The organism is Aneurinibacillus uraniidurans (assembly GCF_028471905.1).
GTDB lineage: Bacteria > Bacillota > Bacilli > Aneurinibacillales > Aneurinibacillaceae > Aneurinibacillus > Aneurinibacillus uraniidurans.
Genome location: NZ_CP116902.1, coordinates 2,455,996 through 2,481,850, shown reverse-complemented (window position 1 = coordinate 2,481,850; position 25,855 = coordinate 2,455,996). Strand labels below are relative to the sequence as shown.

Genomic DNA, 25,855 nt, shown 5'->3' with positions numbered 1-25,855 from the left:
CCAGCGGTTTACGCTTCGGCTGCAAGCGGAGCGTCCTGCTTTCTGGTCGCTGGTTTTGTTTCTTTAATGAGCAGAGTGATTGGAATGGCGGCTGCAAGGAATAATAAAGAGACAAGAAATGCATCGTCGAGTGCTTGAATGGCTGCATATTTGCGAACAAGTCCAGCTACTGACGCCATCGCCTGTCCGTATGCCTGTGAACTGTCGAGTCCAGCCCCCACATATTGCTGCTGCATTGCGGATAAATAGGTGGAGGTAGGTAAGTTGTCTGCTGTCACAGTTTCAGCATAATGCACAGCATGTTTCGTTCCTTGTGTCTGATAGACAGATGTAAGAATGGCAACTCCAACAGATGTCGCAATCTGACGCGCTACATTCAGCAGAGCGGTTGCGCCACCAGTCTGTTCACGAGTAAGCGCCTGAAGTGGTAGCTGCATCGATGTCATCATACAGAAGCCAAGACCGAAGCCGCGCAGAAGTAGAACGAGCTGGATGTAGCTATATGATGTCTGGTCATTCAGATGAATGAGGAGAAGGCCGCTCAGAGAAGAAATAATAAGTCCAAGTAGAATGAGCTTTCGACCACCCATCCGGTTAAGCAAAATCGCTGATGTAATAAACGTAATGAACCCTTGCGCTAGCGTCTGCGGCAACATAAGTACACCGGTTTTCATGGCAGAATAGCCCAGCAGATTCTCCGCATAAATCGGAATAAGAAAGACGACGCCAAACATGCCGATCATCATGAGGCAGTTTACCGCCATGCCAAGCGTAAAATCAGGGATGACCATCAGACGAATGTTCAAAATAGGCTGTTTTGTCGTCAGTGCTCGATAAACAAACAGCAGCAAACAAATCAACGACGCCATCAGCAGGCTAACGATATAAAACGATGTCCAACCTTTTTCTTCTCCTTTTGCCACGGCTAGAAGCAAAGTAGTAAGCATAAGAGCAGAGTACAAAAAGCCGGGTAGATCGAAGCGAAGATCAGTACGAATTGGCGTTTCGCGCAGGAATGTCCAAGCAAGCAGAATACCGATGATTCCAATTGGTACATTCAGCGTAAAAATAAAATGCCAATCTAAATGCTCGACAATATAGCCAGACAGTGTCGGTCCCACCGCAGGCGCAACCATAGCCGAGATGCCGAATACTCCCATTGCCGGTCCCATTTTCTCCTGCGGGACCTCATGATAGATAAGTGCCTGACCGACTGGCATAAGCATGCCGCCGCCAATCGCCTGAATGATGCGGGCGACAATCATGCTGGTGTTGCTCCAGGCAATGCCGCACAACAACGAGCCGACGGTAAAAAGGATAAACGCGCTAATATACGTACGCTTCATGCCGAATCGGTCACCGAGATAGCCCGTGAGTGGGATAACAGCAGCCATAGCTAACGTATACGAGGTGAGCACCCATTGAATTTCTGAGGCAGATACGCCGAACACATTCATCATTTTAGGGAGGGCGACGTTTACAATACTCGTATCAAGAATCGCCATGAACGTGCCCGTTACGATCGCAAACAGGGCGGGCCAGAAAGATGGTTTCATCAGGCTACCTCCTTATCGCACATGAATCTTCACGACAGCGTTCAATCCAGGCTTGAAATCGTACGGGCCGTCTGTAAACACGATCTTGACCGGCACACGCTGGGTGACCTTGGTGAAGTTGCCCCCGGTATTCATCGGCGGAAGCAGAGAAAAGGCAGATTGTGTTGCCTCCATAATTTCTTTGACCTTGCCGTGAAATACCGTGCCTGGATACATGTCGATCTCAATATCAACAGGCTGTCCAATCTTAATTCGATTTGCATTTGTCTCTTCGATATTGGCTTTAATGTACAAATCTTTTTTGCTAACAACTGTTGCAAGTGTACTGCCTGCTGCGACGACTTCCCCCGGCTTGGCGATTTTTTGCAGCACAACACCTGTGATCGGAGAACGAACGAAAGCATTATCTACGCTGCCGACATTCGTCTGTTCCTGTTCAAACAAAATATCGTCCGCCTTTACCTGACTGCCCTCTTCAAATGTCTCCCGGGCAATCTTACCTGGAATCGTGGACGCTACTTTGTAAATATCCCCGGTTACAGCCGCGTCTTCAGTTTTGACATAGTAGTAATCCTCATACCCGTAATACCCGACTATCCCGAGCGCCGCCACAATCACGCCTCCGATTAGCGTGCGGGCCACTTTCTTTTTGTCCATCAAAATTCCCCCTTGGTATACAGTGAAGCAAGTACATACTTGCATGATGTGTAAAAAAATTATGGAGTCAGTCCGCGTGCGAGTATATGCAGGCAGCTGCGGATAAATTCGTCATGCGTAAGCATCGTGATTCGTTGTTGAAACCGTGCTCGGGAAATAAAATAACCGAAATTCATCCAGATAAAATGCATGGCTTGTGCTTCGATGTCCGTCTCAATCACATGCTCGCGCCGCTGCATTTCGGTTAAATACTCGATGAGCAGATCTTTGAGCTGGCGAGGAATTTTGGCGATTTCCTCCTGAAGTTCCGGTAGCTGATCTGCCTCTTTGAAGCCGATCACAATCACATCACGGTTTTGCTCCATTACATCAAAATACGCCTTGCTAAACAAATAAAGATCGTGTTCAAGATTCCACGTAATCGTTTCGCGGAACGCTTTTGTAATGCTAGGTACATAAGAAAAGGTGGCGACTGCTGCCCCGATCAAACCGGCTTTATTTCCAAAATGACGGAATAGTGTTACTTCATTCACCCCGGCAGCTTCTGCAATCGATCGGGTAGTCATCGCTTTTATTCCTTTTTCACGCATGAGTGTAATGGTAGCCTGTAAGATTTTTTCGCGTGTCTCGTTGGGCGTGCTTTCCAATTACCTCGCTCCTTATTTTTATTTTTTTCATGTAAGTATGCACTTGCATGGATTGTAAAACGTGGAAAAGCTGCTGTCAAGACTTTGCCGAATAAAGGCATAAAAAAGTGAAAAGGCTTTGACATGTAAAGACAAAATTTTCATACAAAATAAAGTATGATGAAAATAGTAATACAGGCAGTGCAATAAGAGAGGAGGCATACTATGTTTAGAAATGAACTGTTATCGATCGTATGGGAGAAGGGATGCGTAGAGGTAAGGGAATTGGCTAGGCTGTTAAATACAACAACAGATTTAGTAGAGATCGAAGCTGATCTTTGCGCTTCTAACGGCTGGTTACGTCAACTCGATTCGCTTATTGTCGCTACGCCTGATACGAATATGCAGCAATAAATTTCCCGGGGAAGCGCAAGAATAGACGAGATAAGTAACGTTTCGACAAATAAGCATAACAAAACAGGTGTACAATACTGTTTAAAACTCCTTTCCTGGTACAGACTACAAATAGTATGATCGGAAAGGAGTTTTTATTTATGGCATGGAAGTGTCCGTATTGCGGAAGTCAGCAGGGGATGCCCTATCAGGATCGCAATCTGGTGGGGATGCTGTGCTTAGAACCTAATTGTGGTCGCATGCATGCGATGACTGAGGCGGAAAGTCAGGAAGAGGAAGAACATTTCTATACGTCTGATTTATAGCAGTGTTGGTGTACCTTTCCAGATGGGGTACAATAACGGAAGAGAGAAAGGAGCGACGAGATGAGTGAACTAACATTTGTAAGCCATACGAACCCAGGTCGCAGCGTACATATATTGCCGACTGATAAATTTAAAACGACGACGATCCTTATGAACATCGCACTGCCGCTTGATGAACAACTCGTAACGAAGGGAGCACTTCTGCCGAACGTACTGGGGCGTGGGACAGCGAATCACCCTGACCCAGCGAGCCTTCAGCGTCATCTTGATGCGTTATACGGCGCTGTTTTTAGCACGGGAGTGATGAAGCGAGGCGAACGTCAAATTATTCAGCTGTATCTCGAAGTGGCGAATGAAAAATTTCTGCATGAGGCAGAACCGTTGCTTGAGAAGGCGGTCGCTTTCTTTGGAGATGTGTTGTTGCGTCCGCTAGTAGAGAATGGTGCGTTCTCCGAGAAGTTCGTGGCGCTTGAGAAGGATGCGCTAACGAAGCGGATTGCAGGATTAATTGATGATAAAATGAGGTATGCGAACCAGCGTCTTGTAGAAGAGATGTGTCAGGGAGAACCGTATCACCTGCTTGTATATGGGCGTAAGGAAGAGATTAGTGCGATTACGCCGCAGTCGCTGTATGAGTTATATCAGCATGTTTTGACAGCGTATCCGATTGACCTGTATGTGGTAGGGGATGTGAACCCGGATGAGGTACAGATATTGATTGATCGCCATCTGTCGCTACCAGCTTACGGAGGGCAAGCACTTCCAACGATGGTTCAAGTATCTGCCCCCGAAACAGCGAATGTGGTGAAAGAAGAAATGGACGTGGCTCAGGGCAAGCTTAACATTGGACTGCGTACTGGCATTACATACGTTGATCGTGATTATGTCACCCTTATGGTCTATAATGGTGTGCTCGGTGCTTTTCCGCATTCCAAGCTGTTTATGAATGTGAGGGAAAAAGCATCGCTTGCTTATTATGCAGTCTCACAGTTGGAAAGCCAGAAGGGGCTATGTATGATTATGTCCGGGATTGAAACGGCTAACTACGAGCAGGCGCTTAGTATCATTAAAGAGCAGCTAGCGATGATGGCGAGTGGCGATATAAGCGATCTCGAACTTAATCAGACGAAGGCGATGCTCATTAACCAGTTGCGGGAAACGCAAGATAGTGCATCTGCAATTGCCAGCATGGATTATAACGGTCGCATCGCGGGTAAACGCCGGACGCTGGAAGAAACGCTGGCAGCGATTCAGGCCGTTACGAAAGAAGACATCGCGCGTGTTGCCCAGCAGGTACAGATCGACACGATTTATTTCCTGAGCGGTAAGGGGGAAGCCTGATGAAAACGGTACAGTATGAACAACTGAATGAGACGTTATATTACGAAGAACTGCCGAATGGCCTGCAGGTGTACATTTTGCCGAAACAGGGCTTCAGTAAGACATATGCAACGTTTACAACGAAATACGGTTCGATTGATAATGAATTCGCACAGCCAGGCAAAGAGCGGATGCATGTGCCGGACGGTATTGCCCATTTTCTGGAGCATAAAATGTTTGAGCAGGAGGAAGGCGATGTGTTTGCTGAATTCTCGGCACACGGCGCATCTGCCAACGCCTTTACTAGCTTCGATCGAACAGCATACTTGTTCTCAAGCACGCAGGATGTGCCGCATAATGTAGAGACATTGCTGAATTTTGTGCAGGACCCGCATTTTACGGATGAGAATGTAGAGAAGGAAAAAGGAATCATTGGCCAGGAAATTCGTATGTATGATGACGATGCCGACTGGCGGGTGTACTTCGGATTGATTGCGAACTTTTATCATCATCATCCGGTCAAAATCGATATTGCGGGAACGGTCGAATCAATCAGTGCGATTACAAAAGATCTACTGTATGATTGCTACAACACGTTTTATCATCCGTCCAATATGCTGTTGTTTATTGTGGGCGCTGTAAATCCGGATGAAATGATCGAACTTGTGCGCCGCAATCAAGCTGCAAAGCCGTATCAAAAACAGGCAGAGATCCCGCGCTTTTATCCAGAGGAGCCGATTTCTGTAGCCCAGGAGCGTTCTGTCGTTCACCTGCCAGTTGGGGTACCAAAGTGCATGTTTGGCTTCAAGGACAAGGAGCCGGGTCTTACAGGAGAAGCTCTGTTAAAGCGAGAAGTTACGACCGAGATTGTGATGGATGTACTATTTAGTCCGAGTTCAGCCCTATATCAGAAATTGTATGATGAAGGGTTGATTACGGATAGCTTTGGTGCAGATTACTCAGGAGAAGTGGCGTATGGGTTTTCGGTAATCGGCGGCGATACAAAAGATCCAGATGCGCTCGTGTCTACTATTCGGACGGAGCTTATACACATTGTGGAACAAGGAATTGATGAAGAGTCATTTGAACTGTCACGCAAAAAGAAAATCGGGGAGTTTTTACGGTCATTGAATTCGGTGGAGTTCATTGCTAACTCCTTTACGAAATATAAATTTGGTGGTACGGATCTGTTCCGCCGTGTGGATGTGCTAGAAGCAATTACGCTTGCTGATGTAAACGAGCGATTGCGTGAACATGTCGACTTCAAGCAGTTTTCCGTGTCAATCGTGACGTCGTCTGAGACGAAGCAGTAGATATAGAGAGGGAGAGAGACAGTGGAGGAACGCCAGCGGAGGCTTGCAGGTATTACAGGTGCGAGCCGGGGAATTGGGGCGGCAATGGCCGTCCGCTTCGCGCAGGATGGATATGATCTCGTGCTTCATTATAATCGGGCACGGGAAGAGGCAGAGTGTGTGGCCGATCGCTGCCGTACGTTTGGTGCGCATGTCACACTGATACAAGCTGATTTTTCGCAGACAGATGGGAGTGCGGATTGGGAAGCGGGTTTGTCTCGCACGCCAGATATTCTCGTGCTCAATGCGGGCATAAGTCGTTATGGACTCATTCAGGATGTGAGCGGAGCGGAGTGGGATACCATGATGAATGTGCATGTGCGTGCCCCGTTTTTCTGTGCCCGCCAGGCCGTACCGGATATGGTTCGCCGAGGATTTGGACGTATTATTACAGTCTCATCTGTATGGGGATTAACGGGAGCAAGTTTTGAAGTGTTGTATTCTACAGCTAAGGGCGCGGTGATTGCGTTTACGAAAGCACTTGCCAAGGAGGTAGCGCCATCCGGCATTACGGTGAACTGTATTGCGCCGGGGATGATTGCGACTGAGATGATGGCAAATGCATTTAGCCCAGACGAGTTAGCAGCGATTGCAGACGATATTCCCGCCGGGCGAGCGGGCACACCGGAAGAAGTAGCAGCGGTGGCAGCGTTTCTGGCGCGGGAGGAAGCAGCATACGTGAACGGCCAGGTGATCAGTCCAAACGGTGCCTGGATTTGCTGACCCATCGTGTATAAAAAGGAAAGGCGTGTGGCACCTTACAAATGGAGGGGAAGCATACCCCCTGCAATGCCAACATGAAGGAGGAAGTTACATGTCAATCCTTGAGAGCTTCGATGACTGGAAACACTTTCTTGCCAGCCGTGTGACACAGGCAGCAAACAGCGGTATGAATCGCGATACAATGGAAAATGCTGCATACCAGATCGGCACCTACCTGTCCAATCAGGTAGATCCGAAAAATGACGAGGAGCGTCTGCTGAAAGAACTGTGGGATGCAGGGAACGATGAGGAACGCCGCGCAATGGCAAGTGTTATGATCAACTACGTGCAAAACAAAAAGCAGTAATGCGGGCTGTCCCCTCTTTTCTGGAGGGGATTTTCTATTTTTGCAAGTTTTCCTTGCGTCTTTCCTTATTTATGTTGGAAGAATTTTATTTTTTAGTGTAGAATAATGTCGTTATGGAAGAAGAACAGGTGAGAAAGGGCGTAAGGCGCAAGATGGAACCAGAAAAGCAGGATTGGTATCTTGAATACGAAATTCATAAAAATAGACCCGGTTTGCTCGGGGACGTCGCTTCCCTCCTTGGTATGTTATCCATCAATATTGTAACGATTAACGGAGTGGAGTCGCTGAACGGTAAAATTAATCGTCGTCGTGGGATGCTTGTTCAGACAGACGACGCTAAAAAAATTGAGTTACTTGGAAGCGCACTTGAAAAAGTGGAAAACATTACGCTGCGCAAATTGCGGCAGCCGACTATAATCGATCGCCTGGCCGTTCGTCACGGTCGCTATATCGAACGCGATGCGGAAGATAAGAAAACATTCCGCTTTGTACGGGAAGAGATCGGGGTGCTTGTCGATTTTATGGCTGAAATTTTTAAGCGGGACGGGCATCAGCTTGTTGGAGTACGGGGCATGCCACGGGTTGGGAAGACAGAATCAACCGTTGCTGCCTGTGTATCAGCCAATAAGCGCTGGACTTTCATCTCATCCACGCTGCTTCGCCAGACTGTTCGCAATCAGTTGACAATGGATGAGATGAGCGGCCAGCATATTTATATGATTGATGGAATTGTATCAACGATGCGGAGTACAGAGAAACATGTGACGCTCATGCGCGAAATTCTTCGTATGCCGTACACGAAAGTTATTGAGCATCCGGATGTCTTCGTGCGTGAGACAGAATATGATTTGACGGATTTTGACTACATTATTGAACTGCGCAATCATCCAGATGAAGAAATTACGTATGAAAATATTGAGACAGGCTTTTCCGGTTTTGATATCCCGTAGAACGGGGATGGGAAAAGTAGGAGGTGGATACAGTGTCTGAGCTCACACAGGCATTACAGAAAGCCAGACAGGATAAAGGAATGTCGCTTACCGACATTCAAGAGATAACGAAAATTCAGCGCCGTTATCTCGAGGCGATTGAGGCCGGGAACTTTGATGTGCTCCCGGGACATTTTTATGCCCGTGCGTTTATTAAAAATTATGCTGAAGCAGTTGGGCTTGATTCGGAGCAGCTTCTTTCTGAGTACGGTTCTGAGCTGCCAAGCCCGCCTAAGGTGGAAGAGGCGCCAACTCCGCTGCGTCAGTCGCGTCAGCCACGTAAGGAAGGCAGCGATGGCAGTGGTAAATGGATGTCGCGTGTTTTGCTGTATTTATTCGTGATTCTCGTGCTTGTAGTCATTGGGGGGGCGATCAAATGGCTGAATGGACAAAATGCTGCGCCGCAAGCGCCAACTCAGAAGACACAGCCAAGTACGCCGGCCGCTGATAAAAGCAAGATGCCAGTACCGCCACCGGAGAAAGTAGCCGTACCGAAACCAGCGACACCGGCACCAGCTCCACAGCCGGCTGCAGATGGCAAACTGACGCCAGCTCCGAAAACAGGTTCTACGATCAATTACGATCTAACAGGAGCACAGACGGTTAAAGTGAAGGTCACTGTAAAAACAGGAGCGCACTGGATGTCGGTAGGCAATGAGAACGGTATGCTTGATCAAGCTACTTTAAACGAAGGAGAAAGCCGGGATTTCGAAGTGAAAGAGGGAAGCGAAGTACGGCTTAGCATCGTTCGTGCTCGTGATGTAGATGTGCTTGTGAACGGTCAGCCTGTTGACACATCAGGGGCGCGTAAGAGCGGCTCGCAAAAGATTAAGATTGTACGGAAGTAGATCTATTCCATAATTTGATGTAAAGGGATGTGGTTGCCGCAAAGTTTGGTGGCGGTCCCGCGTTTTACACAAATTTTTGATACAGCAGCTCTGTTATCGATGTATAGAAGCGGGGCTGTTCCATCGGCACGATGGAACAGCCCCTTCTGTGTTCATCTTAGAATCTTCCTTCGAATACTGGCGCTTCTCTTTCTTTTGACATGTGATTTATCGGTATATTATACTTGTAGGTGGAAAAATGGACAGGTTTGTCCGTGGACGGAGGAAATACACAGTGGAAAAAACAGCAGCAGAAAAAGTCGCGATTATCACCCTAGGGTGTGAAAAAAACCTGGTCGACTCTGATATTATGTCACAGCTGATCGATGAGCGCGGCTATGTTCTCGTCGAGGACCCCAAGGAAGCCGATGTTGTCATCGTTAACACATGTGGCTTCATTGATGCCGCGAAAGAGGAATCTGTCAATACGATTCTCGATGTAGCAGATCTGAAAGAAAGTGGAAATCTTAAATCTCTCATTGTAGCCGGGTGTTTAACCCAGCGCTATAAAGAAGTATTGATGAATGAAATGCCGGAAATCGACGGTATCGTCGGCACTGGCGATTTTGATAAAATTACACGTATTATTGAAGAGTCTCTCGAAGGCAAGAAGCCGGTATTTGTCGGAAACCCGGCCTTTTCTTACGAAAATGCAGCCCGTCGCAAAGTTGAGGCTGGTACGTATTCGGCTTATCTCAAAATTGCCGAAGGGTGCGACAACAAATGCACATTCTGTATCATTCCGCAGTTGCGTGGCGCATTCCGCAGCCGCACGATTGAATCTATTGTAGCAGAAGCGAAGGAATTGGCAGCACAGGGTATTAAAGAAGTAAACTTGATTGCCCAGGATTCTACGAACTATGGATTTGACCTGTATGGTGAACGCGTGCTGCACAAGCTCTTGCGTGAAGTATCAGAAGTGGAAGGGATTGAATGGATTCGTCTGCATTACGCTTATCCGGGATATTTCACGGACGAGCTGATTGAAGAATTTGCTTCCAATCCGAAAGTTTGTAAGTATATTGATATGCCGCTTCAGCATAGCGAAGATGCGGTATTGAAACGTATGCTCCGTCCAGGGCGTCAACGTGATATTCGTGAATTGGTCGCTAAAATTCGGAAAGCTGTTCCAGATGTGGCGCTTCGTACGTCTATTATTGTTGGTTTTCCGGGCGAGACCGAGGAAGAGTTCGAGAATCTTAAAGCGTTCTTGCATGACATTCAGTTCGATCGCTTAGGCGTATTCACGTACTCCCAGGAAGAAGGCACGGCAGCAGCAAAGCTTCCAGATCAAGTTCCAGCAGACATAATCGAACGTCGTGCGAATGAACTGATGGAAGTACAACGTGAAATTGCGGCAGAGCGCAATGGTCGTTTTGTTGGTAAAACCGTTCCGGTGCTTATCGAAAGCTACGATGGCAAGAACGATGTATATGTGGGGCGTTCCCAGTTTGATGCAAGTGAAATTGATGGAGAAGTGTTTGTAACGGGCTATACAGGTGAGCTCGGCCAGATCGTTGCGGTTCGTATTACGCACTCGTACGATTTTGATCTGGCGGGGGAGGTTGTGTAGGTGAACCTCGCAAACCGGATTACACTCGTACGCATTTTTCTTGTTCCGGTCGTTATGCTGTTTTTGCTTGTACGGTTTGAGCATTTAGGTGGCATTAAAGTAGGAACCGTGTATATTTCATATAGCGAGTTCATTGCCGCGCTCATTTTCATCGTAGCAGCCATTACAGATGGGCTTGACGGTTACATTGCCCGTTCTCGCAAGATGGTGACGAATCTCGGCAAGTTCCTAGACCCATTAGCAGATAAATTGCTCATCTCGGCTGTGTTGATCTCGCTTGTTGAATTACAGCGGCTTGATGCGTGGGTGGCGGTTGTCATCATCAGCCGCGAGTTTGCGGTAACGGGCTTGCGGCTTGTGGCAGCGGCTGAAGGGCTCGTCATTTCAGCTAGTAAGCTTGGTAAGTGGAAGACGGTGTTCCAAATTATTGCCGTAGCTTCGTTGATCTTGCAGAACTTCCCGTTTGAAGCCTTGCACATTCCGTTTGCGACCATTATGGTCTGGCTGGCGGTAATCATGACGATTGTATCCGGCGTTGAATATTTTGTAAAAAATAAACAGGTCATCCCGCTCGCGTAGCGTGTAGGCTGGAGATGCCTTCTGGGAGGATTGCATCAATATGAAAGCGGAAATTATCGCGGTGGGGACAGAGCTTTTGCTTGGACAGATTGCCAATACAAATGCCCAGTTTTTATCGCAAAAGCTGGCGGAAGTTGGCGTTGGCATGTATTATCATACGGTTGTGGGCGATAATGCTGCGCGGCTGTACAGCGTAATTGAGCAGGCGCTTGAACGATCTGATGTACTTTTATTTTCCGGGGGACTTGGTCCAACAAAAGATGATCTTACGAAAGAAACGGTGGCGCGTGTTGTTGGCCGCCCGCTGGTAGAAGATGCGGGGGCTATGGCGCGAATTGAGAAGTATTTTGAGCGACGCGGCATTCCGATGACAGAGAACAATCGCAAGCAGGCGCTCGTTGTGGAAGGAAGCCACGTGTTACCAAACGATCACGGTATGGCACCAGGCATGGCAATTGAGTACGATAACAAGTTGATTATCATGCTGCCGGGACCACCGCGCGAGCTGTATCCGATGTTTACCGAGTATGGGTTGCCGCATATTCTCTCCTGCATGAATGAGAATGTCGTCGTTCATTCGAAGGTACTTCGCTTCTTTGGAATCGGGGAATCCGCTCTCGAAGAGGAATTGATGGATCTGATTGACAGCCAGACGAATCCGACCATTGCGCCGCTTGCTGCAGATGCGGAAGTAACCATTCGCCTGACAGCCCGGGCTGCAGATGTAGCAGAAGCAGTTCGGATGATTGAGAACGTGGAAGAACAGATTGAGAAGCGGGTCGGCTCATATATTTATGGGTATAATAGCGATTCGCTTGCGTCTGTGCTTGTACAGCTTGCCGCAAACCGTGGAGAAACGGTAGCATTCGCTGAAAGTGTAACCGGAGGACTTGTCAGTCAGATGGTCACATCCGTACCGGGCAGCTCGGCTGCATTGCGTGGGAGTATCGTCTGTTATACGAATCAAGTGAAGCATGATTTGCTTGGCGTACCGAATGAGGTGCTTGCTTCCGAAGGTGCAGTTAGTGCAGAAGCAGCTCGCATTATGGCAGATGAGGTGCGCGTACGTTTGGGCAGTACATATGGAGTTTCTATTACAGGTGAAGCAGGACCTGTTGCGGGAGAAAATAAACCGATCGGGCTCGTATACATTGGTGTAAGCAGTGCAGATGGCACACGCGTAATGAACGTACAGCTGTCTGGCACACGAGCGGGCATTCAAATACGTGCGGCTAAACATGCTTTGTTTGCGACGCTTGAGCGAATAAAAAAGGGTGGTTGTTAAATGGCACATTTTTCTGATTTTGCGTTGCACAAAACGATTCAGCAGGCCATTCATGATATGGGTTTCGAAGAACCATCACCAATTCAGGAACAATGTATTCCAAAGATTCTTGAAGGTGGCGATTTGATCGGACAAGCTCAGACCGGAACGGGGAAGACAGCTGCATTTGGCCTTCCGCTCATTGAAAAAATGACAAATCGCAATGTCGTGCAGGCAATCGTTCTCACACCGACACGTGAGCTGGCTATTCAAGTGTCCGGTGAGTTGCGTAAAATTGCAAAGTACAAGCGGGTGCGCACACTCCCGATCTACGGTGGTCAGTCCATTGGGCATCAGATTCGTGCGCTAAAACAGGGCGTGCATGTTGTGATCGGTACACCAGGTCGGGTGCTTGACCATCTGCGCCGCAAAACGTTAAAACTCGATCAAGTAAGCATGCTAGTGCTTGACGAAGCTGATGAAATGCTTGACATGGGTTTTCAGGAAGACATTGAAGCGATTATTAAGGAAACATCAGCAGAGCGCCAGACGCTTCTGTTCTCCGCTACGATGCCGCAGGAGATTTTGCGTCTGTCGCGTAAATATATGAGCAATCCAGAAACCGTGACGATCACGCGTAAGGAAGTAACGGCGCCAAACATTGAGCAAGTTTATTACAAAGTGTTTGAACGAAGCAAGCTCGAGAGTCTGTGCCGTATTCTTGATAGTGAAGAGATTGGACTTGGCATTATATTCTGTCGTACGAAGCGCGGCGTGGATGAGCTGACTGAAGCGCTTCAGGAGCGCGGTTACATGGCAAGTGGCCTGCACGGCGATTTAAGCCAGGCGCAACGTGATAAAGTGATGCAGTCGTTCCGGGATTCAACCATTGAGCTGCTAATCGCAACCGATGTAGCGGCGCGTGGGATTGATGTAGGCAACGTCTCTCATGTGGTAAACTATGATATCCCACAGGACCCGGAAAGTTACGTCCACCGCATTGGCCGTACAGGTCGTGCCGGTCGCCATGGGATTGCAATGACGCTTGTTACGCCGCGTGAGATGAAACAGCTGCGCACGATTGAGAAGGTATCAAAAACAACTTTGCAGTCGCGTAATGTTCCGTCTTTCGAAGAAGTCATGGAGCGGCAGCAGTCCATTTGGAAAGAGCAGCTCATTGCACTTATGGAAGGTGATGCGGACGTAACGCCGTATGCTGACGTTGTTAAGCAACTGCAAGCGGAGTATCCACCTGAGAAAATCGCGGTTGCTGCGCTGTCACTCGCATTCTCTTCATCTGTATCATCTGCAGAAGAAGAAGCGTATGATTTTGGCGATACAGGGGCCTCGAAAGGAATGGTCCGTTTCTTCCTTAATCTTGGTCGAACAGCGGACATTAATCCGGGAGAGTTGAGTAAGGAAATTGCTGACCTTGTCGGCGCTTCTACGAAGGCAGTCGGTCGCATTGATGTGTTTGAGAACTTCACGTTCTTTGAAGTAGCACAAGAGATTGCACCATTTATCTATGAAGCCCTGCGTCATTCTCGTCTGCGAGGGAAACGTGTCAACATCGAACCGGCAAAGCCACGCACAAAGCGAAATAAACGAGACTAAATCGATCATGTAAAAAAGGAAGCTGGATGAGCAGCTTCCTTTTTGTATGGTCTTATATTGTTTGCTCTACTTCAATTGTTACGGTTTTAATTGCTTCATACGTAATTATGAGTAGTTCATCCAACTCCTTGATGCTCATGGCCAGTACAGGCATGAGTACGATGACAGGACCGAGTGGACGAATGATGGCGCCATTTTGGCGGGCATGAAGAATAACACGGTGTTCGACTGCGAGAGACGAAGGGAACACTTCTTTTGTCACGCGGTCACGCACGAGCTCGATGCCAATCATCATGCCGCGCTGTCGCACATCCCCAACATGAGGGAGATCACGAAAAGCTGCAAGACGCTGCGTGAGAAAGCTGATTTTTTCGTGCAGCGTCTTGATTAGATCGTCACGTTCTAGAAGCTCGATGTTTTTTAAGGCTACAGCACAGGCGAGTTGATTGCCCGTATACGTATGACCATGGAAAAATGTTTTTAGTTCGTGCGGTTCCCCAAGAAATGCATTGTATACGTCATCGGTTGTAAGCGTGGCGGCAAGCGGCAGGTAGCCAGCTGTTAATCCTTTGGCTACACACATTAAATCCGGCTGGACATTTTCCTGCTCACAGGCAAACAATGTGCCGGTACGTCCGAAACCAACGGCTACTTCATCTGCAATCATCAGCACATTATAGCGAGTGCAAAGCTCGCGTACACCATGTAAAAAACCATCTGGAGCTGTCAGCATACCCGCCGCCCCCTGTACAAGCGGCTCGATAATCAGCCCGGCGACTTCTTCATGATGCTCGCGTAAGATTGCTTCGAGTTCGGTTAAACAATGAACCTTACATGCCTCTGGGTCATTGTCTTCTGTCATGCGATATGTGTAGGGAGCGGGCATCTCGATGCGCTCAAATAACAAAGGTTTAAAAATCTTGTGAAAGGTGTCCATTCCCCCTACGCTAACTGAACCGATTGTATCCCCATGATAGGCTTCACGTAAGGAAATAAACTTATTTTTGTTCGCATACCGTTCAGCATCCTTTAGCTTCCAATACTGGTAGGCCATTTTCAAGGCAATTTCGACTGAAGTCGAGCCAGAATCGGAATAAAACACTTTAGTAAGTCCATCCGGTGTTAGCTCCACCAGCTTCTTAGCGAGTAAAATCGAGGGGACATTTGCGGCTCCAAGTAAGGTAGAATGAGAGATCTGTTGGGCCTGATCCGCGAGAGCTTGATTCAGCTCGGGATGATTGTGACCGTGAACATTTACCCAGAGCGATGAATACCCGTCTAAATAGCGTTTTCCTTCTACGTCATACAAATAGCTGCCATTGCCATGCTCAATAATGAGCGGGCGTTCCTGTTTGTATGTTTTCATTTGGGTAAAAGGATGCCAGACATAGTCCTTGTCCCATGCTTCTAATTCAGTACATGTATATGTCATTGTCCGTTCCTCCCTACGCTTTTATTTTTTGAAGAATCGTTTCAAGTTGAATATGTTGTGTGAGATCCGGTAACGCCTGGCGAACACCTGATGGGCTCGCATCTGTCAATTCAGGTATGGTCCCGAGTACGGGGACGCCGGTTAGTTTTTCGATCATTCGTATGTTATCCTGCTGCATAATCGTCGGCACTGCAGGCATTTGATTGACCAGAAGTCCGATAACTGTAAGTCCATAAGAGCGGGCATATTCAACGGTCAGCACCGTGTGGTTAATCGTGCCAAGTCCTGCATGCGTGACCAGCAGAAGCGGAAGGTGCAGCTCGCGAATGAGATCGGTCGTCATATACAATCCACTGTCGGTCTCTGCAACGGGCACAGCGAGCCCACCAGCTCCTTCAACGAGCACAACATCATGTGAGCGGGCGAGTTGATGGAATTGTGTGTGTATGTGAGCAGGCTCGATATGTACGCCTGTTTCTCGTGCTGCTAGATGAGGAGAGAAAGCAGGTTCGAGGCAATAGCTGCACAGTTGTGATTGGGTGTATGGCAGGCTACAAACATCCTGGTAAAACAAAACATCCTCTGCAAGTAAGCCAGCCGCTGTTGCAATTCCCCCGCTCTGTACGGGCTTATACGGGATCGTATTGACTCCTGATTCATTCAGTAAAGCAGTCAGACAGGCAGTGGCGAGTGTTTTGCCGACGCCGGTATCTGTTCCGGTAATGAATAAACTATATGTACTCATGCTTGAATCGTTCCTTTCATTCGCGCCCGAAATGGGGCGAGCTGGCGATAGACACGGGCAGCGATAACCGAAGCAATCAGGCAGAGGATGATGTCTCCTGGAACAGCTAACACGAACCCGTACAAAAATGTTTGCCAGAGAGTAAAGGGCGTGTTAGAGATAAAATTCATTGCTATATACAGGTAGGAAGTACCGGCTAGATAGACGAAGGCAAGTCCGGCAAAATGAGCCAGTATAAAATCGCGCAGACGCGGTGCGGGTTTTGTTTCAATCATGCGCCCGATAATATAGGCGGCACCGATAAATCCAATGAGATAGCCAAACGTAGGTTTGAGTATGTAGGCAATGCCCCCACCTTCTGTGAATACAGGAACGCCTGCGAGACCAATCGCTACATATACCAGCTGGCTGATAAATCCAAGCCGGCTGCCGAGTAAAGAGCCTGCGAAATAGACAAATAGAACTTGAAGTGTAAATGGGACGACCGGTACGGGGATTTTGATGAAAGCCCCAACAGCTGTAAGGGCAGCAAACATCGCAGCTAATACCATTCCGGTAGCCGAAAGTGTCGAACGAGTAGTCAAGTTAATGACCTCCTTTACAAATAAATTCTTTTTTAGCATAAAAATCAGCAACTCTTTTGTCAACCAAAAAATAAATAAGGTTAACAATTATATGGTAAAAAATTCAAATAAATGATAATAAGCGAATGAACGTTCGTAAAAAAAGCTTGGCAACTAGGTAGAAAAGAGGTAAAATAAAAGTACATTAAGTTTGTTCATTTATTATGATATTGATATAGAGGAAGGAGCGATTGCTTTGTCCGATCGCAAGGCAGCACTTGATCAGGCACTTCGCCAGATCGAGAAACAATTTGGTAAAGGTTCTGTTATGAAATTAGGAGAGGTCGCTGCAAGCCATCAAGTATCAGTTGTATCGAGTGGCTCTATCGCTCTTGATATTGCATTAGGGATTGGTGGGTATCCGCGCGGTCGTATTATTGAGATTTATGGTCCGGAATCATCCGGTAAGACGACAGTAGCGTTGCATGCAATCGCAGAAGTACAGAAAACGGGCGGCACAGCTGCGTTTATTGATGCAGAACATGCGCTGGATCCGATATATGCAAGTAAGCTCGGTGTTAACATCGATGAACTTCTTTTGTCCCAGCCAGATACAGGGGAGCAGGCGCTTGAGATTGCGGAAGCACTCGTTCGCTCTGGTGCAGTCGATATTATTGTAGTCGACTCGGTAGCTGCGCTTGTTCCAAAAGCCGAAATCGAAGGCGAGATGGGAGATTCACACGTTGGCTTACAGGCGCGTCTGATGTCACAGGCGCTGCGTAAACTTGCCGGTGCGATTAATAAGTCGAAGACGATTGCAATCTTTATCAACCAGCTTCGTGAAAAAGTTGGCGTGATGTTTGGTAACCCGGAGACCACACCAGGTGGACGTGCCCTGAAATTCTATTCGAGTGTGCGCCTCGATGTGCGCCGTGTAGAGACATTAAAGCAGGGAAATGACATGGTTGGTAACCGGACGAAGATTAAGGTTGTCAAAAATAAAGTAGCACCGCCGTTTAAAATTAGCGAAGTAGACATTATGTACGGTGAGGGAATCTCTCGTGAAGGCAGTCTGCTTGATATTGGCACCGAACTGGATATTGTGAATAAGAGCGGGGCCTGGTATTCGTATAATGAAGAACGTCTCGGACAAGGACGTGAGAACTCAAAGCAGTTTTTAAAAGACAATCCAGACATTGCGCATTCCATCGAGATAAAGATTCGCGAGCATTACGCACTGGATCAGGAGGTAGTTGTGCCTCCTGCAGATCAAGATCGTGAAAATGAAGAGTTTTCGCTTGATCTTGAATAAAAGCTGTATGCAGAAAAGCTGCCTGGTAATCGGGCAGCTTTTTGTTTGAATAGGAGAGTAAAGGAGGATGAAAAGTATGGAGGAACAAGAGCATCCAGAGCAAGAAAGGGTGCAGCACAGCCCGGGTCGTATTACACGACTTGAGCGACAGAAGCGAAATAAGCAGCGCATCAATGTGTATATCAATGAAGAGTATGCCTTTGCGCTCCACGAAGATGTGCTGATTAAATATCGGCTGACAAAAGGAGCAGAGCTTAATGAAGCGGATATGCGGGAATTGCTTGAAGCAGAGGAACGCAGTCGTGCTGAACAGTATGCGCTGCGCTATATTGGACATAGGCCCCGGACGATGGAAGAGCTGAGGGGATATTTGCTTGGTAAAGGCTTTTCGGATGAAGTTGCCGTGGAGATCGTAGCACGCTTTGTCGAGCGGAAGTATCTTGATGACAGATTATATGCCAAACAGTGGATTGAAGAGCGAATGCGCTTGAAACCGCGTGGACGTCATTTGCTTCAGCAGGAATTGCACCATAAAGGAATAGACAAGCGTCTGATCACTGAAGCGTTGAATGAGCTTGATCGTGATGAGGAATATGAGGCCTGCCTTATATGTGCTCAGAAGAAAAACGCTCGCCGAACGTTTGTGTCGCATGCTGAGATGAGGAGTAAAACAGGTGCTTTTCTACAGCGTAAGGGATTTCCATTAGACACGATTAATCGGGTACTTTGTGATCTTTATGAGGAAAAAAATGGGCAATAAAATAGGGGTATTCTTGCCCATTCTTGACATTCTTGCGTCATGATGGCAAAATAAAAATGTATATTTGTCTTGAAGGCGGATATGCATCTGATTGCAATAAGGTTTTACAAAACACACAGAAGCCGTGTGAACGGTTTCGTTTTTACTGAACCTTGTAATGTAAAAAGTAAACAATTAAAACAAGACCTCAGATGCAAGGAGGTGACAGAAAAAATGACACTAGGAATTGTAATTCTTATCGCACTTGCATCTCTGGCGGTCGGAGCGGGAATTGGTTACGTTGTTCGTAAATCGTTGGCCGAAGCAAAAATTTCGAGCGCTGAAGAGGCTGCTCGTCAGATCGTAGAGAATGCCGAGAAGGAAGCGGAAGCACTTCGTAAAGAAAAGGTGCTCGAAGCGAAGGACGAAGTTCATAAGCTGCGAACAGATGCTGAGAAAGAGTTGCGGGAACGTCGGAATGAGAGTCAGCGCCAAGAGAAACGTCTTCTTCAGAAAGAAGAGTCTCTTGATCGGAAGATGGAGCAGTACGAGCGTAAGGAAGTAGAACTTGAGCGCCGTGAACAATCCATTAACCAGATGTATGTGAAAGCAGAAGAGCTGCTCACATCCCGGGTTACCGAATTAGAGCGCATCTCGAATTTGACGCAGGAAGAAGCGCGTGAGATTATTCTTCAGCAGGTGGAAGTCGAAGTACGACATGAAGCCGCTATGCTTGCGAAAGAAATTGAACAGCGAGCAAAAGAAGAGGCTGATAAGAAAGCACGTGAGATTATTACAACGGCAATCCAGCGTTGTGCTGCCGATCATGTGGCAGAAACGACTGTTTCCGTTGTCTCCCTGCCAAATGATGAGATGAAAGGTCGAATTATCGGTCGTGAAGGCCGCAACATTCGGGCGCTTGAGACGCTAACAGGTATCGACTTAATCATTGATGATACACCGGAAGCGGTTATTTTATCCGGTTTTGATCCCGTTCGTCGAGAAATCGCACGAACCGCGCTGGAGAAGCTGGTGGCGGATGGGCGTATTCATCCGGCCCGTATTGAGGAAATGGTGGAAAAAGCCCGCCGTGAAGTGGATGAACGCATCCGCGAATACGGTGAGCAGGCTACTTTTGAGACGGGAATTCATGGCTTGCACCCTGACCTGATTAAGATTCTAGGTCGACTTAAGTTCCGCACAAGCTACGGACAGAATGTGCTCAAACATTCCATGGAGGTCGCACATTTGTGCGGGTTGATGGCAGCTGAGCTGGGAGAAGACCAGATCCTTGCGAAGCGTGCAGGTCTCCTGCATGACATCGGCAAGGCGATTGACCATGAAGTAGAAGGTTCCCATGTTGAGATTGGGGTAGAATTAGCGAAGAAATACAAAGAAAATCCGGTTGTAATTAACAGTATTGCCTCTCACCATGGCGACTGTGAACCGACATCTGTAATTGCGATGCTCGTAGCAGCAGCAGATGCATTGTCCGCTGCGCGTCCGGGTGCACGTCGCGAAACGCTGGAAACGTACATTCGTCGTCTGGAAAAACTCGAAGAAATTTCCGAGTCATTCGAGGGCGTTGAGAAATCGTACGCGATTCAGGCAGGTCGTGAAGTGCGCATTATGGTAAAACCGGAACATGTTGATGATCTTGCCGCCCATAGACTGGCGCGAGATATCACCAAAAAAATCGAAAATGAGCTTGATTACCCGGGACATATTAAAGTAACCGTCATTCGGGAAACACGAGCAGTTGAATATGCGAAATAAAAGAGCAGGAGCTTCCGTATTACGATACGGAAGCTCCTTTTATTTTTCTCCCTTCTAGATCAGGTGTTGATTGGTAGGAAGAATGGAATGATTTTTACATGCTGTGAATAAAGTAGTGGTGATAATGATCAATCGATCCAAGGAGGTCACAAGATGGAAGTATTAAAAGTTTCAGCAAAGTCGAATCCGAACTCCGTTGCTGGTGCTTTAGCTGGCGTTCTTCGAGAACGTGGGGCTGCGGAACTGCAGGCTATTGGCGCTGGGGCACTTAATCAGGCAATCAAAGCTGTTGCAATTGCACGAGGATTTGTAGCGCCAAGTGGTGTTGATTTAATCTGCATTCCAGCTTTTACGGATATCATGATAGAAGGGGAAGAACGGACCGCAATTAAGCTGATTGTTGAACCTAGATAACAGAGGTTTGAAACATATTTTAGGAAAATAACACCTTTTTATTCGAAAAGAATGAAAAGGTGTTTTTCTGTTTTACCGTTTTTTCTGCTGTTTTATTTCCAAAAATCATGTGTTTCAAAAACAAGCTCACCATCAAAATGTGAAGAAATGGTCAAAAAGTATAGAGAGATTGGATTATAAAACCAAGTGATTGCGTACACAATAAAATGGAATGTACTAAAACAGGGTGAGAAGTTGTTATACAACAATGATAAATGTTGATGTAGCAAGGGGAGAAGAAAAAAAGGGGTCATTTATTTTATCTCTGTGCGAATGTGGAATTTCTGAAAGAAAAATTAATGTAAGGGTTGAAATTTACTACGTAGAGGACTACAATGAGGAAAGTTTGAAGTACACAATTTGTTCATATTTTTAAATAGATACATATAGTTCGTGACCTATTTGCTTGGAAGAGGCTCAACACTGTAGTGTATCTGTTTAAAAATTGATACACTTTTCAGCTGAAAAGAGCGAGCAATCTATCGTCTTGAAGGGGTGGAGTTCATGATTAGTCAACTTTCTTGGAAAGTTGGAGGACAACAAGGTGAAGGGATTGACAGTACGGGCGAGATTTTCGCAATCGCGCTGAACCGTCTTGGTTATTATCTGTATGGATATCGTCACTTCTCTTCCCGCATTAAAGGTGGACATACGAATAATAAAATTCGTGTAAGCACAAAGCCAGCACAGGGGATTGCGGATTCTCTCGACATCCTCGTGGCATTTGACCAAGAAACCATTGATGTAAACAGCCCAGAATTGGGTAAAAGTGGTGTTATCATTGCAGATGCAAAATTCGGCCCGAAAGCGCCGGAAGGATCAAGTGCGCGTCTGTTCGCAGTTCCGTTCACAGAGATTGCAGAAGAGCTTGGAACATCTCTTATGAAAAACATGGTAGCGATCGGGGCATCTACTGCACTGCTCGGACTGCCAGTTGAATCATTTAAAAATGTAGTAGAAGAAATCTTTGGCAAGAAAGGCGCCAAAGTTGTTGAGAAAAATATGGAAGCCATCTCACGCGGGGCTGAATTCGTAAATAAAGAAGCAGGCGGTCCGATTGAAGAACTGCGTTTAGAGCCAGCAGATGGCAAACAACGTCTGTTCATGATCGGTAACGATGCAATCGCAATGGGTGCGCTCGCAGCAGGCTGTCGTTTCATGCCGGCATACCCGATCACACCGGCTTCTGAAGTTATGGAATACCTTGTTAAGAAGCTGCCAGAGTTTGGCGGTACAGTTATCCAGACAGAAGATGAGATTGCTGCGGTAACAATGGCAATCGGCGGTAACTATGGCGGTGTTCGTACACTGACAGCATCCGCAGGTCCTGGTCTGTCTCTGATGGCAGAAGCAATCGGTCTTGCAGGGATTACAGAAACACCACTTGTGATCGTAAATACACAACGTGGCGGCCCATCTACAGGTATGCCAACAAAACAAGAACAATCTGACGTAAATGCGATGATCTACAACACACACGGTGAGATTCCGAAAGTGGTACTTGCTCCAAGTACAGTAGAAGAAGCGTTCTACGATGCAGTAGAAGCATTCAACATTGCAGAGGAATACCAAGTTCCAGTTATTTTGCTGACAGACCTGCAGCTTTCTCTTGGTAAGCAAACATCTGAGCCGTTCGACATGAACCGTGTTCAAATTCGCCGTGGTAAATTCATGGGCGGACAAGAACTTCCAGAATCAGATGCTGAAATGTTCAAGCGTTATGAAGTAACAGAAGATGGGGTATCACCACGTGTGATTCCAGGCCAAAAATACGGCATTCACCACGTAACAGGTGTTGAGCATAACGAAACAGGTCGTCCGACAGAAGATCCGATCATCCGGACAAAACAAATGGACAAACGTTTCCGCAAACTTGATAACCTTAAAGTGGATACTCCAGTTTGGAAAGAAGCCGCTCATGAAGAAGCGGATGTGCTTGTAGTAGGTATGGGCGGTATACGCGGTACAATTACTGAAGCAAAAGAACGCCTCGAAGCTGATGGCAAAAAAGTAAACCAAGCTCACGTTCGTCTGATCCATCCGTTCCCGGCTCAAGAAATGAAAGAACTGATGGCAAAAGCGAAAAAAGTTATCGTCATTGAGCATAATGCAACTGGCCAACTGACTGACCAGATCAAGCTGCACGTAGGAATGGCAGAGAAGATCGAAAGCATTCTGAAATACGATGGTAACCCATTCCTGCCTGGTGAGATCTATAATAAATGCAAGGAGCTGTTCTAATATGGCAACGTTTAAAGACTTCCGCAATAGCGTAAAACCGAACTGGTGCCCGGGATGTGGAGACTTCTCCGTGCAGGCAGCGATTCAGCGTGCTGCTGCGAATGTGGGTCTAGAGCCTGAGAACCTTGCTGTTATTTCTGGTATCGGTTGTTCAGGACGTATTTCGGGCTACATCAATGCATACGGTGTGCACGGTATACATGGCCGTTCCCTTCCGATTGCACAGGGTGTTAAAATGGCAAACCGCGAGCTGGCTGTTATCGCATCCGGTGGGGACGGCGATGGCTTCGCGATCGGTATGAGCCATACGATTCATGCGATTCGCCGTAACATGAACATTACGTACATTGTTATGGATAACCATATTTATGGTCTGACAAAAGGCCAAACATCTCCTCGTTCTGAAGAGGGATTTGTTACGAAATCTACGCCAAAAGGTTCTATTGAGCGTCCGATGCATGCACTTGAGCTGGCAATTGCGGCTGGTGCTACATTCGTTGGGCAAACATTGTCAAGCGACCTTAAAGGCATGACTAGCTTGATTGAGCAAGCGATTCAGCACGAAGGTTTCTCTCTCGTTAACGTATTCAGTCCTTGTGTAACGTTCAATAAAGTAAACACATATGACTGGTTCAAAGAACATGTGAAAAACCTGAGTGACGTTGAAGGCTACGATGCACATGACCGCATTGCGGCAATGCGTATCCTGATGGAAACAGAAGGTCTCGTAAATGGCCTGATCTATCAAAACACTGAGCGTAAGCCATATGAAGCACTCGTACCAGGCTTCCGCGAAGAAGGTCTTGTAAAACAAGATCTGACGCTTACGGAAGATCGCTTCCAGAAGCTTATGGCTGAATTCATGTAAGAAAACAGCAACACCGATTCCTCATTTTGAGGGATCGGTGTTTTTTGTTATCATAAAGAAGAAATGGTTTGAAAGGAGGATCAACATGAAGCTGACTGTTCTAGGCTGTCAATCGCCTGCCCCCGGCCCGAATGGAGCGACAGCAGGCTACCTGCTTGATACGGGAAGTGGCAAGCTGCTGATCGACTGCGGGAGTGGCGTTTATGCCAAACTTATGAATTACATACGAATAGAAGAACTAGATGCTGTACTACTGTCTCATTACCATCATGATCATGTGTGTGATATGCCAATTGTGCAATATGGTTTGCTGATGGCATCGATTATGGGCCGAGGAAATCAGGTACTTCCTGTATATGGGCCAGCTGAGCCCAAATCATGGGCCGAGAAAATGACGTACCAGAACTATACCCGTCTGTATGTGGTCGGGCAGGGACAGACAATTCGTGCCGCAGGTGTAGAGATTACGTTTTACCAGACTGCACATCCACCGCTTTGTCATGCGATGCATATAACGGACGGCACACATACGATTGTATATGGGGCTGATTCCGGTCCGGATACGAATTGGGAATTTGCCCATGGCTGTGATTTGTTTATTTGTGAGGGAACGTTTACGACTGATCGGGTACCGACAGGCAAACGCAGTCATCTATCGGCGCAGGAAGCTGCTATGGTGGCTGCGCAGATTAAGGCAAAACGGTTATTGATTACGCACCAGTCGCCTGATGTCGAACGGGAGCAATACAGACAGGACGCAGCCTCCGGCGGATACAGTGGTGTATGGGAACTAGCTGAAATTGGACAGGTGATCGAACTATGAAACAGAAAATAGAGGAGCGGCGGGAGCGGCTGCCCCGTATTACAGAAGTAGCTCATCATCTACTTGCAGGACGTGTGCGACCAGGCGATACAGTTGTCGATGCGACAGCAGGGAACGGATATGATACGCTATTTTTAGCTCAACTGGTTGGCGAGAATGGCCTCGTATATGCTTATGATGTGCAGGAACAAGCGGTGGCTGCGACAGCAGACAGGCTTGCTACGGCAGGGGTTGAGAAGCAAGTACGTCTGTATCATGCTTCACATACGGAGATCGTTCATATTAAAGAGGAAGTACAGGCTGTTGTATTTAATCTTGGCTATCTGCCGGGCTCGGACAAAACCATGATTACACAGGCTGAATCGACTCTTACAGCTATACAGGCTGCACGTGAGAAGCTTGTACGCGGGGGCATGATTGTACTTGTCATTTATCGCGGACACGATGGTGGTGAGGAGGAAGCGGCACAGATCGAGGCATATGCACAGTCGTTGCCGATCACAGAATATCTTGTTCTGCGTTACGATTACATCAACCCGGACAATCGACCACCTTATATTATTGCGATCGAAAAAAAATAGAATGTATTCGATCGCAACTGGTTTTTGGAAACTTGCTTCCTTATTTTTACCTGCATAGCGAAGCTCAGCATCTTGATATTACTTGATGGTGTTTACTCAAAGTGTGTTAGGAGTGGG

General features: G+C 47.2%; 26 protein-coding genes. 20 read left to right on the top strand and 6 right to left on the bottom strand.

The window, feature by feature from the left end; genetic code table 11:
• Window positions 1–8: 8 nt before the first annotated feature.
• Genes PO771_RS12345 through PO771_RS12335 form a run of 3 tightly spaced genes read right to left on the bottom strand, consistent with a single transcriptional unit; the run spans window position 9 to window position 2,860 of the window.
• A complete protein-coding gene (locus PO771_RS12345) occupies window positions 9–1,556 on the bottom strand; it encodes a DHA2 family efflux MFS transporter permease subunit (protein ID WP_272559982.1) in 1,548 nt (515 codons plus the stop codon).
• A 12-nt stretch (window positions 1,557–1,568) separates the two neighbouring features.
• Window positions 1,569–2,213 (bottom strand): efflux RND transporter periplasmic adaptor subunit, encoded by a 645-nt coding sequence (locus PO771_RS12340; RefSeq protein WP_272559981.1) that lies wholly within the window; start codon window positions 2,211–2,213, stop codon window positions 1,569–1,571.
• A 59-nt stretch (window positions 2,214–2,272) separates the two neighbouring features.
• A complete protein-coding gene (locus PO771_RS12335; RefSeq protein ID WP_272559980.1) occupies window positions 2,273–2,860 on the bottom strand; it encodes a TetR/AcrR family transcriptional regulator in 588 nt (195 codons plus the stop codon).
• A gap of 204 nt (window positions 2,861–3,064) precedes the next feature.
• Between PO771_RS12335 and PO771_RS12330 the strand changes: the two genes are divergently transcribed.
• The 12 genes from PO771_RS12330 (at window position 3,065) to PO771_RS12275 (ending at window position 14,205) form a co-directional block, all read left to right on the top strand.
• Window positions 3,065–3,253 (top strand): hypothetical protein, encoded by a 189-nt coding sequence (locus tag PO771_RS12330; RefSeq protein ID WP_272559979.1) that lies wholly within the window; start codon window positions 3,065–3,067, stop codon window positions 3,251–3,253.
• A gap of 140 nt (window positions 3,254–3,393) precedes the next feature.
• The gene (locus tag PO771_RS12325) at window positions 3,394–3,558 is read left to right on the top strand and encodes a hypothetical protein (RefSeq protein WP_272559978.1); all 165 of its coding nucleotides are present in this window, start codon (window positions 3,394–3,396) and stop codon (window positions 3,556–3,558) included.
• 60 nt (window positions 3,559–3,618) lie between these two features.
• Window positions 3,619–4,899, top strand: a complete 1,281-nt coding sequence (gene yfmF / locus PO771_RS12320; RefSeq protein ID WP_272559977.1) for an EF-P 5-aminopentanol modification-associated protein YfmF — start codon at window positions 3,619–3,621, stop codon at window positions 4,897–4,899.
• Window positions 4,899–6,191: an EF-P 5-aminopentanol modification-associated protein YfmH gene (yfmH, locus tag PO771_RS12315; protein WP_272559976.1), complete on the top strand. Its 1,293-nt coding sequence runs from the start codon at window positions 4,899–4,901 to the stop codon at window positions 6,189–6,191. The genes yfmF and yfmH overlap by 1 nt, the downstream gene beginning before the upstream one ends.
• A gap of 21 nt (window positions 6,192–6,212) precedes the next feature.
• Window positions 6,213–6,953: an elongation factor P 5-aminopentanone reductase gene (ymfI, locus tag PO771_RS12310; protein WP_272559975.1), complete on the top strand. Its 741-nt coding sequence runs from the start codon at window positions 6,213–6,215 to the stop codon at window positions 6,951–6,953.
• A 91-nt stretch (window positions 6,954–7,044) separates the two neighbouring features.
• Window positions 7,045–7,299 (top strand): DUF3243 domain-containing protein, encoded by a 255-nt coding sequence (locus tag PO771_RS12305; protein WP_272559974.1) that lies wholly within the window; start codon window positions 7,045–7,047, stop codon window positions 7,297–7,299.
• A gap of 152 nt (window positions 7,300–7,451) precedes the next feature.
• A complete protein-coding gene (locus PO771_RS12300) occupies window positions 7,452–8,249 on the top strand; it encodes a DUF3388 domain-containing protein (RefSeq protein WP_272559973.1) in 798 nt (265 codons plus the stop codon).
• 32 nt (window positions 8,250–8,281) lie between these two features.
• Window positions 8,282–9,136 carry a helix-turn-helix domain-containing protein gene (locus PO771_RS12295; RefSeq protein ID WP_272559972.1) on the top strand — a complete coding sequence of 285 codons (855 nt, stop codon included), beginning with the start codon at window positions 8,282–8,284 and terminating at the stop codon, window positions 9,134–9,136.
• Window positions 9,137–9,374: 238 nt separating this feature from the next.
• Window positions 9,375–10,748, top strand: coding sequence for a 30S ribosomal protein S12 methylthiotransferase RimO (gene rimO, locus PO771_RS12290; protein WP_422664946.1), 1,374 nt, complete (start codon window positions 9,375–9,377; stop codon window positions 10,746–10,748).
• A complete protein-coding gene (gene pgsA, locus PO771_RS12285) occupies window positions 10,749–11,327 on the top strand; it encodes a CDP-diacylglycerol--glycerol-3-phosphate 3-phosphatidyltransferase (protein WP_272559969.1) in 579 nt (192 codons plus the stop codon).
• A gap of 40 nt (window positions 11,328–11,367) precedes the next feature.
• On the top strand, window positions 11,368–12,612 hold the full coding sequence (locus PO771_RS12280; protein ID WP_272559968.1) for a competence/damage-inducible protein A: 1,245 nt from the start codon (window positions 11,368–11,370) through the stop codon (window positions 12,610–12,612).
• A complete protein-coding gene (locus tag PO771_RS12275) occupies window positions 12,613–14,205 on the top strand; it encodes a DEAD/DEAH box helicase (RefSeq protein ID WP_272559967.1) in 1,593 nt (530 codons plus the stop codon). It abuts the gene before it with no gap.
• A 52-nt stretch (window positions 14,206–14,257) separates the two neighbouring features.
• On the opposite strand, the gene bioA is transcribed toward PO771_RS12275, so the two are convergent.
• From bioA to PO771_RS12260, 3 genes are read right to left on the bottom strand one after another with little or no spacing between them, the layout of a single operon-like run.
• Window positions 14,258–15,637, bottom strand: a complete 1,380-nt coding sequence (gene bioA, locus PO771_RS12270; RefSeq protein WP_272559966.1) for an adenosylmethionine--8-amino-7-oxononanoate transaminase — start codon at window positions 15,635–15,637, stop codon at window positions 14,258–14,260.
• 13 nt (window positions 15,638–15,650) lie between these two features.
• On the bottom strand, window positions 15,651–16,382 hold the full coding sequence (gene bioD / locus PO771_RS12265; protein ID WP_272559965.1) for a dethiobiotin synthase: 732 nt from the start codon (window positions 16,380–16,382) through the stop codon (window positions 15,651–15,653).
• Complete coding sequence (locus PO771_RS12260) at window positions 16,379–16,933, bottom strand: biotin transporter BioY (RefSeq protein WP_272563158.1); 555 nt, start codon at window positions 16,931–16,933, stop codon at window positions 16,379–16,381. Before PO771_RS12260 ends, bioD begins: the two co-directional genes overlap by 4 nt.
• Before the next feature lie 268 nt (window positions 16,934–17,201).
• Here PO771_RS12260 and recA point away from each other — a divergent pair, with 268 nt between their 5' ends.
• The 8 genes from recA (at window position 17,202) to mnmM (ending at window position 25,738) form a co-directional block, all read left to right on the top strand.
• Window positions 17,202–18,257, top strand: a complete 1,056-nt coding sequence (recA, locus tag PO771_RS12255) for a recombinase RecA (RefSeq protein ID WP_272559964.1) — start codon at window positions 17,202–17,204, stop codon at window positions 18,255–18,257.
• A 76-nt stretch (window positions 18,258–18,333) separates the two neighbouring features.
• Entirely contained in the window at window positions 18,334–19,017 is a 684-nt protein-coding gene (locus PO771_RS12250; RefSeq protein ID WP_272559963.1) for a RecX family transcriptional regulator, read from the top strand.
• 213 nt (window positions 19,018–19,230) lie between these two features.
• Entirely contained in the window at window positions 19,231–20,772 is a 1,542-nt protein-coding gene (rny, locus tag PO771_RS12245; protein ID WP_272559962.1) for a ribonuclease Y, read from the top strand.
• A gap of 153 nt (window positions 20,773–20,925) precedes the next feature.
• Window positions 20,926–21,186: a stage V sporulation protein S gene (locus tag PO771_RS12240; RefSeq protein ID WP_057899231.1), complete on the top strand. Its 261-nt coding sequence runs from the start codon at window positions 20,926–20,928 to the stop codon at window positions 21,184–21,186.
• 543 nt (window positions 21,187–21,729) lie between these two features.
• On the top strand, window positions 21,730–23,466 hold the full coding sequence (locus PO771_RS12235) for a 2-oxoacid:acceptor oxidoreductase subunit alpha (protein WP_272559960.1): 1,737 nt from the start codon (window positions 21,730–21,732) through the stop codon (window positions 23,464–23,466).
• A gap of 1 nt (window position 23,467) precedes the next feature.
• A complete protein-coding gene (locus PO771_RS12230; protein ID WP_272559959.1) occupies window positions 23,468–24,334 on the top strand; it encodes a 2-oxoacid:ferredoxin oxidoreductase subunit beta in 867 nt (288 codons plus the stop codon).
• Window positions 24,335–24,419: 85 nt separating this feature from the next.
• Entirely contained in the window at window positions 24,420–25,157 is a 738-nt protein-coding gene (locus PO771_RS12225) for an MBL fold metallo-hydrolase (protein ID WP_272559958.1), read from the top strand.
• Window positions 25,154–25,738, top strand: a complete 585-nt coding sequence (gene mnmM, locus PO771_RS12220; protein ID WP_272559957.1) for a tRNA 5-(aminomethyl)-2-thiouridylate-methyltransferase MnmM — start codon at window positions 25,154–25,156, stop codon at window positions 25,736–25,738. Before PO771_RS12225 ends, mnmM begins: the two co-directional genes overlap by 4 nt.
• Window positions 25,739–25,855 lie beyond the last annotated feature (117 nt).

What these genes read in the sequence shown, in the direction of transcription:
- PO771_RS12345 (WP_272559982.1), bottom strand. Translation starts at nt 1,556, where the DNA reads ATGAAACCATCTTTCTGGCCCGCCCTGTTTGCGATCGTAACGGGCACG.
- PO771_RS12340 (WP_272559981.1), bottom strand. Translation starts at nt 2,213, where the DNA reads ATGGACAAAAAGAAAGTGGCCCGCACGCTAATCGGAGGCGTGATTGTG.
- PO771_RS12330 (WP_272559979.1), top strand. Translation starts at nt 3,065, where the DNA reads ATGTTTAGAAATGAACTGTTATCGATCGTATGGGAGAAGGGATGCGTA.
- PO771_RS12325 (WP_272559978.1), top strand. Translation starts at nt 3,394, where the DNA reads ATGGCATGGAAGTGTCCGTATTGCGGAAGTCAGCAGGGGATGCCCTAT.
- yfmF (WP_272559977.1), top strand. Translation starts at nt 3,619, where the DNA reads ATGAGTGAACTAACATTTGTAAGCCATACGAACCCAGGTCGCAGCGTA.
- yfmH (WP_272559976.1), top strand. Translation starts at nt 4,899, where the DNA reads ATGAAAACGGTACAGTATGAACAACTGAATGAGACGTTATATTACGAA.
- PO771_RS12305 (WP_272559974.1), top strand. Translation starts at nt 7,045, where the DNA reads ATGTCAATCCTTGAGAGCTTCGATGACTGGAAACACTTTCTTGCCAGC.
- PO771_RS12300 (WP_272559973.1), top strand. Translation starts at nt 7,452, where the DNA reads ATGGAACCAGAAAAGCAGGATTGGTATCTTGAATACGAAATTCATAAA.
- rimO (WP_422664946.1), top strand. Translation starts at nt 9,375, where the DNA reads ATGGACAGGTTTGTCCGTGGACGGAGGAAATACACAGTGGAAAAAACA.
- PO771_RS12280 (WP_272559968.1), top strand. Translation starts at nt 11,368, where the DNA reads ATGAAAGCGGAAATTATCGCGGTGGGGACAGAGCTTTTGCTTGGACAG.
- PO771_RS12275 (WP_272559967.1), top strand. Translation starts at nt 12,613, where the DNA reads ATGGCACATTTTTCTGATTTTGCGTTGCACAAAACGATTCAGCAGGCC.
- bioA (WP_272559966.1), bottom strand. Translation starts at nt 15,637, where the DNA reads ATGACATATACATGTACTGAATTAGAAGCATGGGACAAGGACTATGTC.
- bioD (WP_272559965.1), bottom strand. Translation starts at nt 16,382, where the DNA reads ATGAGTACATATAGTTTATTCATTACCGGAACAGATACCGGCGTCGGC.
- PO771_RS12260 (WP_272563158.1), bottom strand. Translation starts at nt 16,933, where the DNA reads ATGGTATTAGCTGCGATGTTTGCTGCCCTTACAGCTGTTGGGGCTTTC.
- PO771_RS12250 (WP_272559963.1), top strand. Translation starts at nt 18,334, where the DNA reads ATGGAGGAACAAGAGCATCCAGAGCAAGAAAGGGTGCAGCACAGCCCG.
- rny (WP_272559962.1), top strand. Translation starts at nt 19,231, where the DNA reads ATGACACTAGGAATTGTAATTCTTATCGCACTTGCATCTCTGGCGGTC.
- PO771_RS12240 (WP_057899231.1), top strand. Translation starts at nt 20,926, where the DNA reads ATGGAAGTATTAAAAGTTTCAGCAAAGTCGAATCCGAACTCCGTTGCT.
- PO771_RS12235 (WP_272559960.1), top strand. Translation starts at nt 21,730, where the DNA reads ATGATTAGTCAACTTTCTTGGAAAGTTGGAGGACAACAAGGTGAAGGG.
- PO771_RS12230 (WP_272559959.1), top strand. Translation starts at nt 23,468, where the DNA reads ATGGCAACGTTTAAAGACTTCCGCAATAGCGTAAAACCGAACTGGTGC.
- PO771_RS12225 (WP_272559958.1), top strand. Translation starts at nt 24,420, where the DNA reads ATGAAGCTGACTGTTCTAGGCTGTCAATCGCCTGCCCCCGGCCCGAAT.
- mnmM (WP_272559957.1), top strand. Translation starts at nt 25,154, where the DNA reads ATGAAACAGAAAATAGAGGAGCGGCGGGAGCGGCTGCCCCGTATTACA.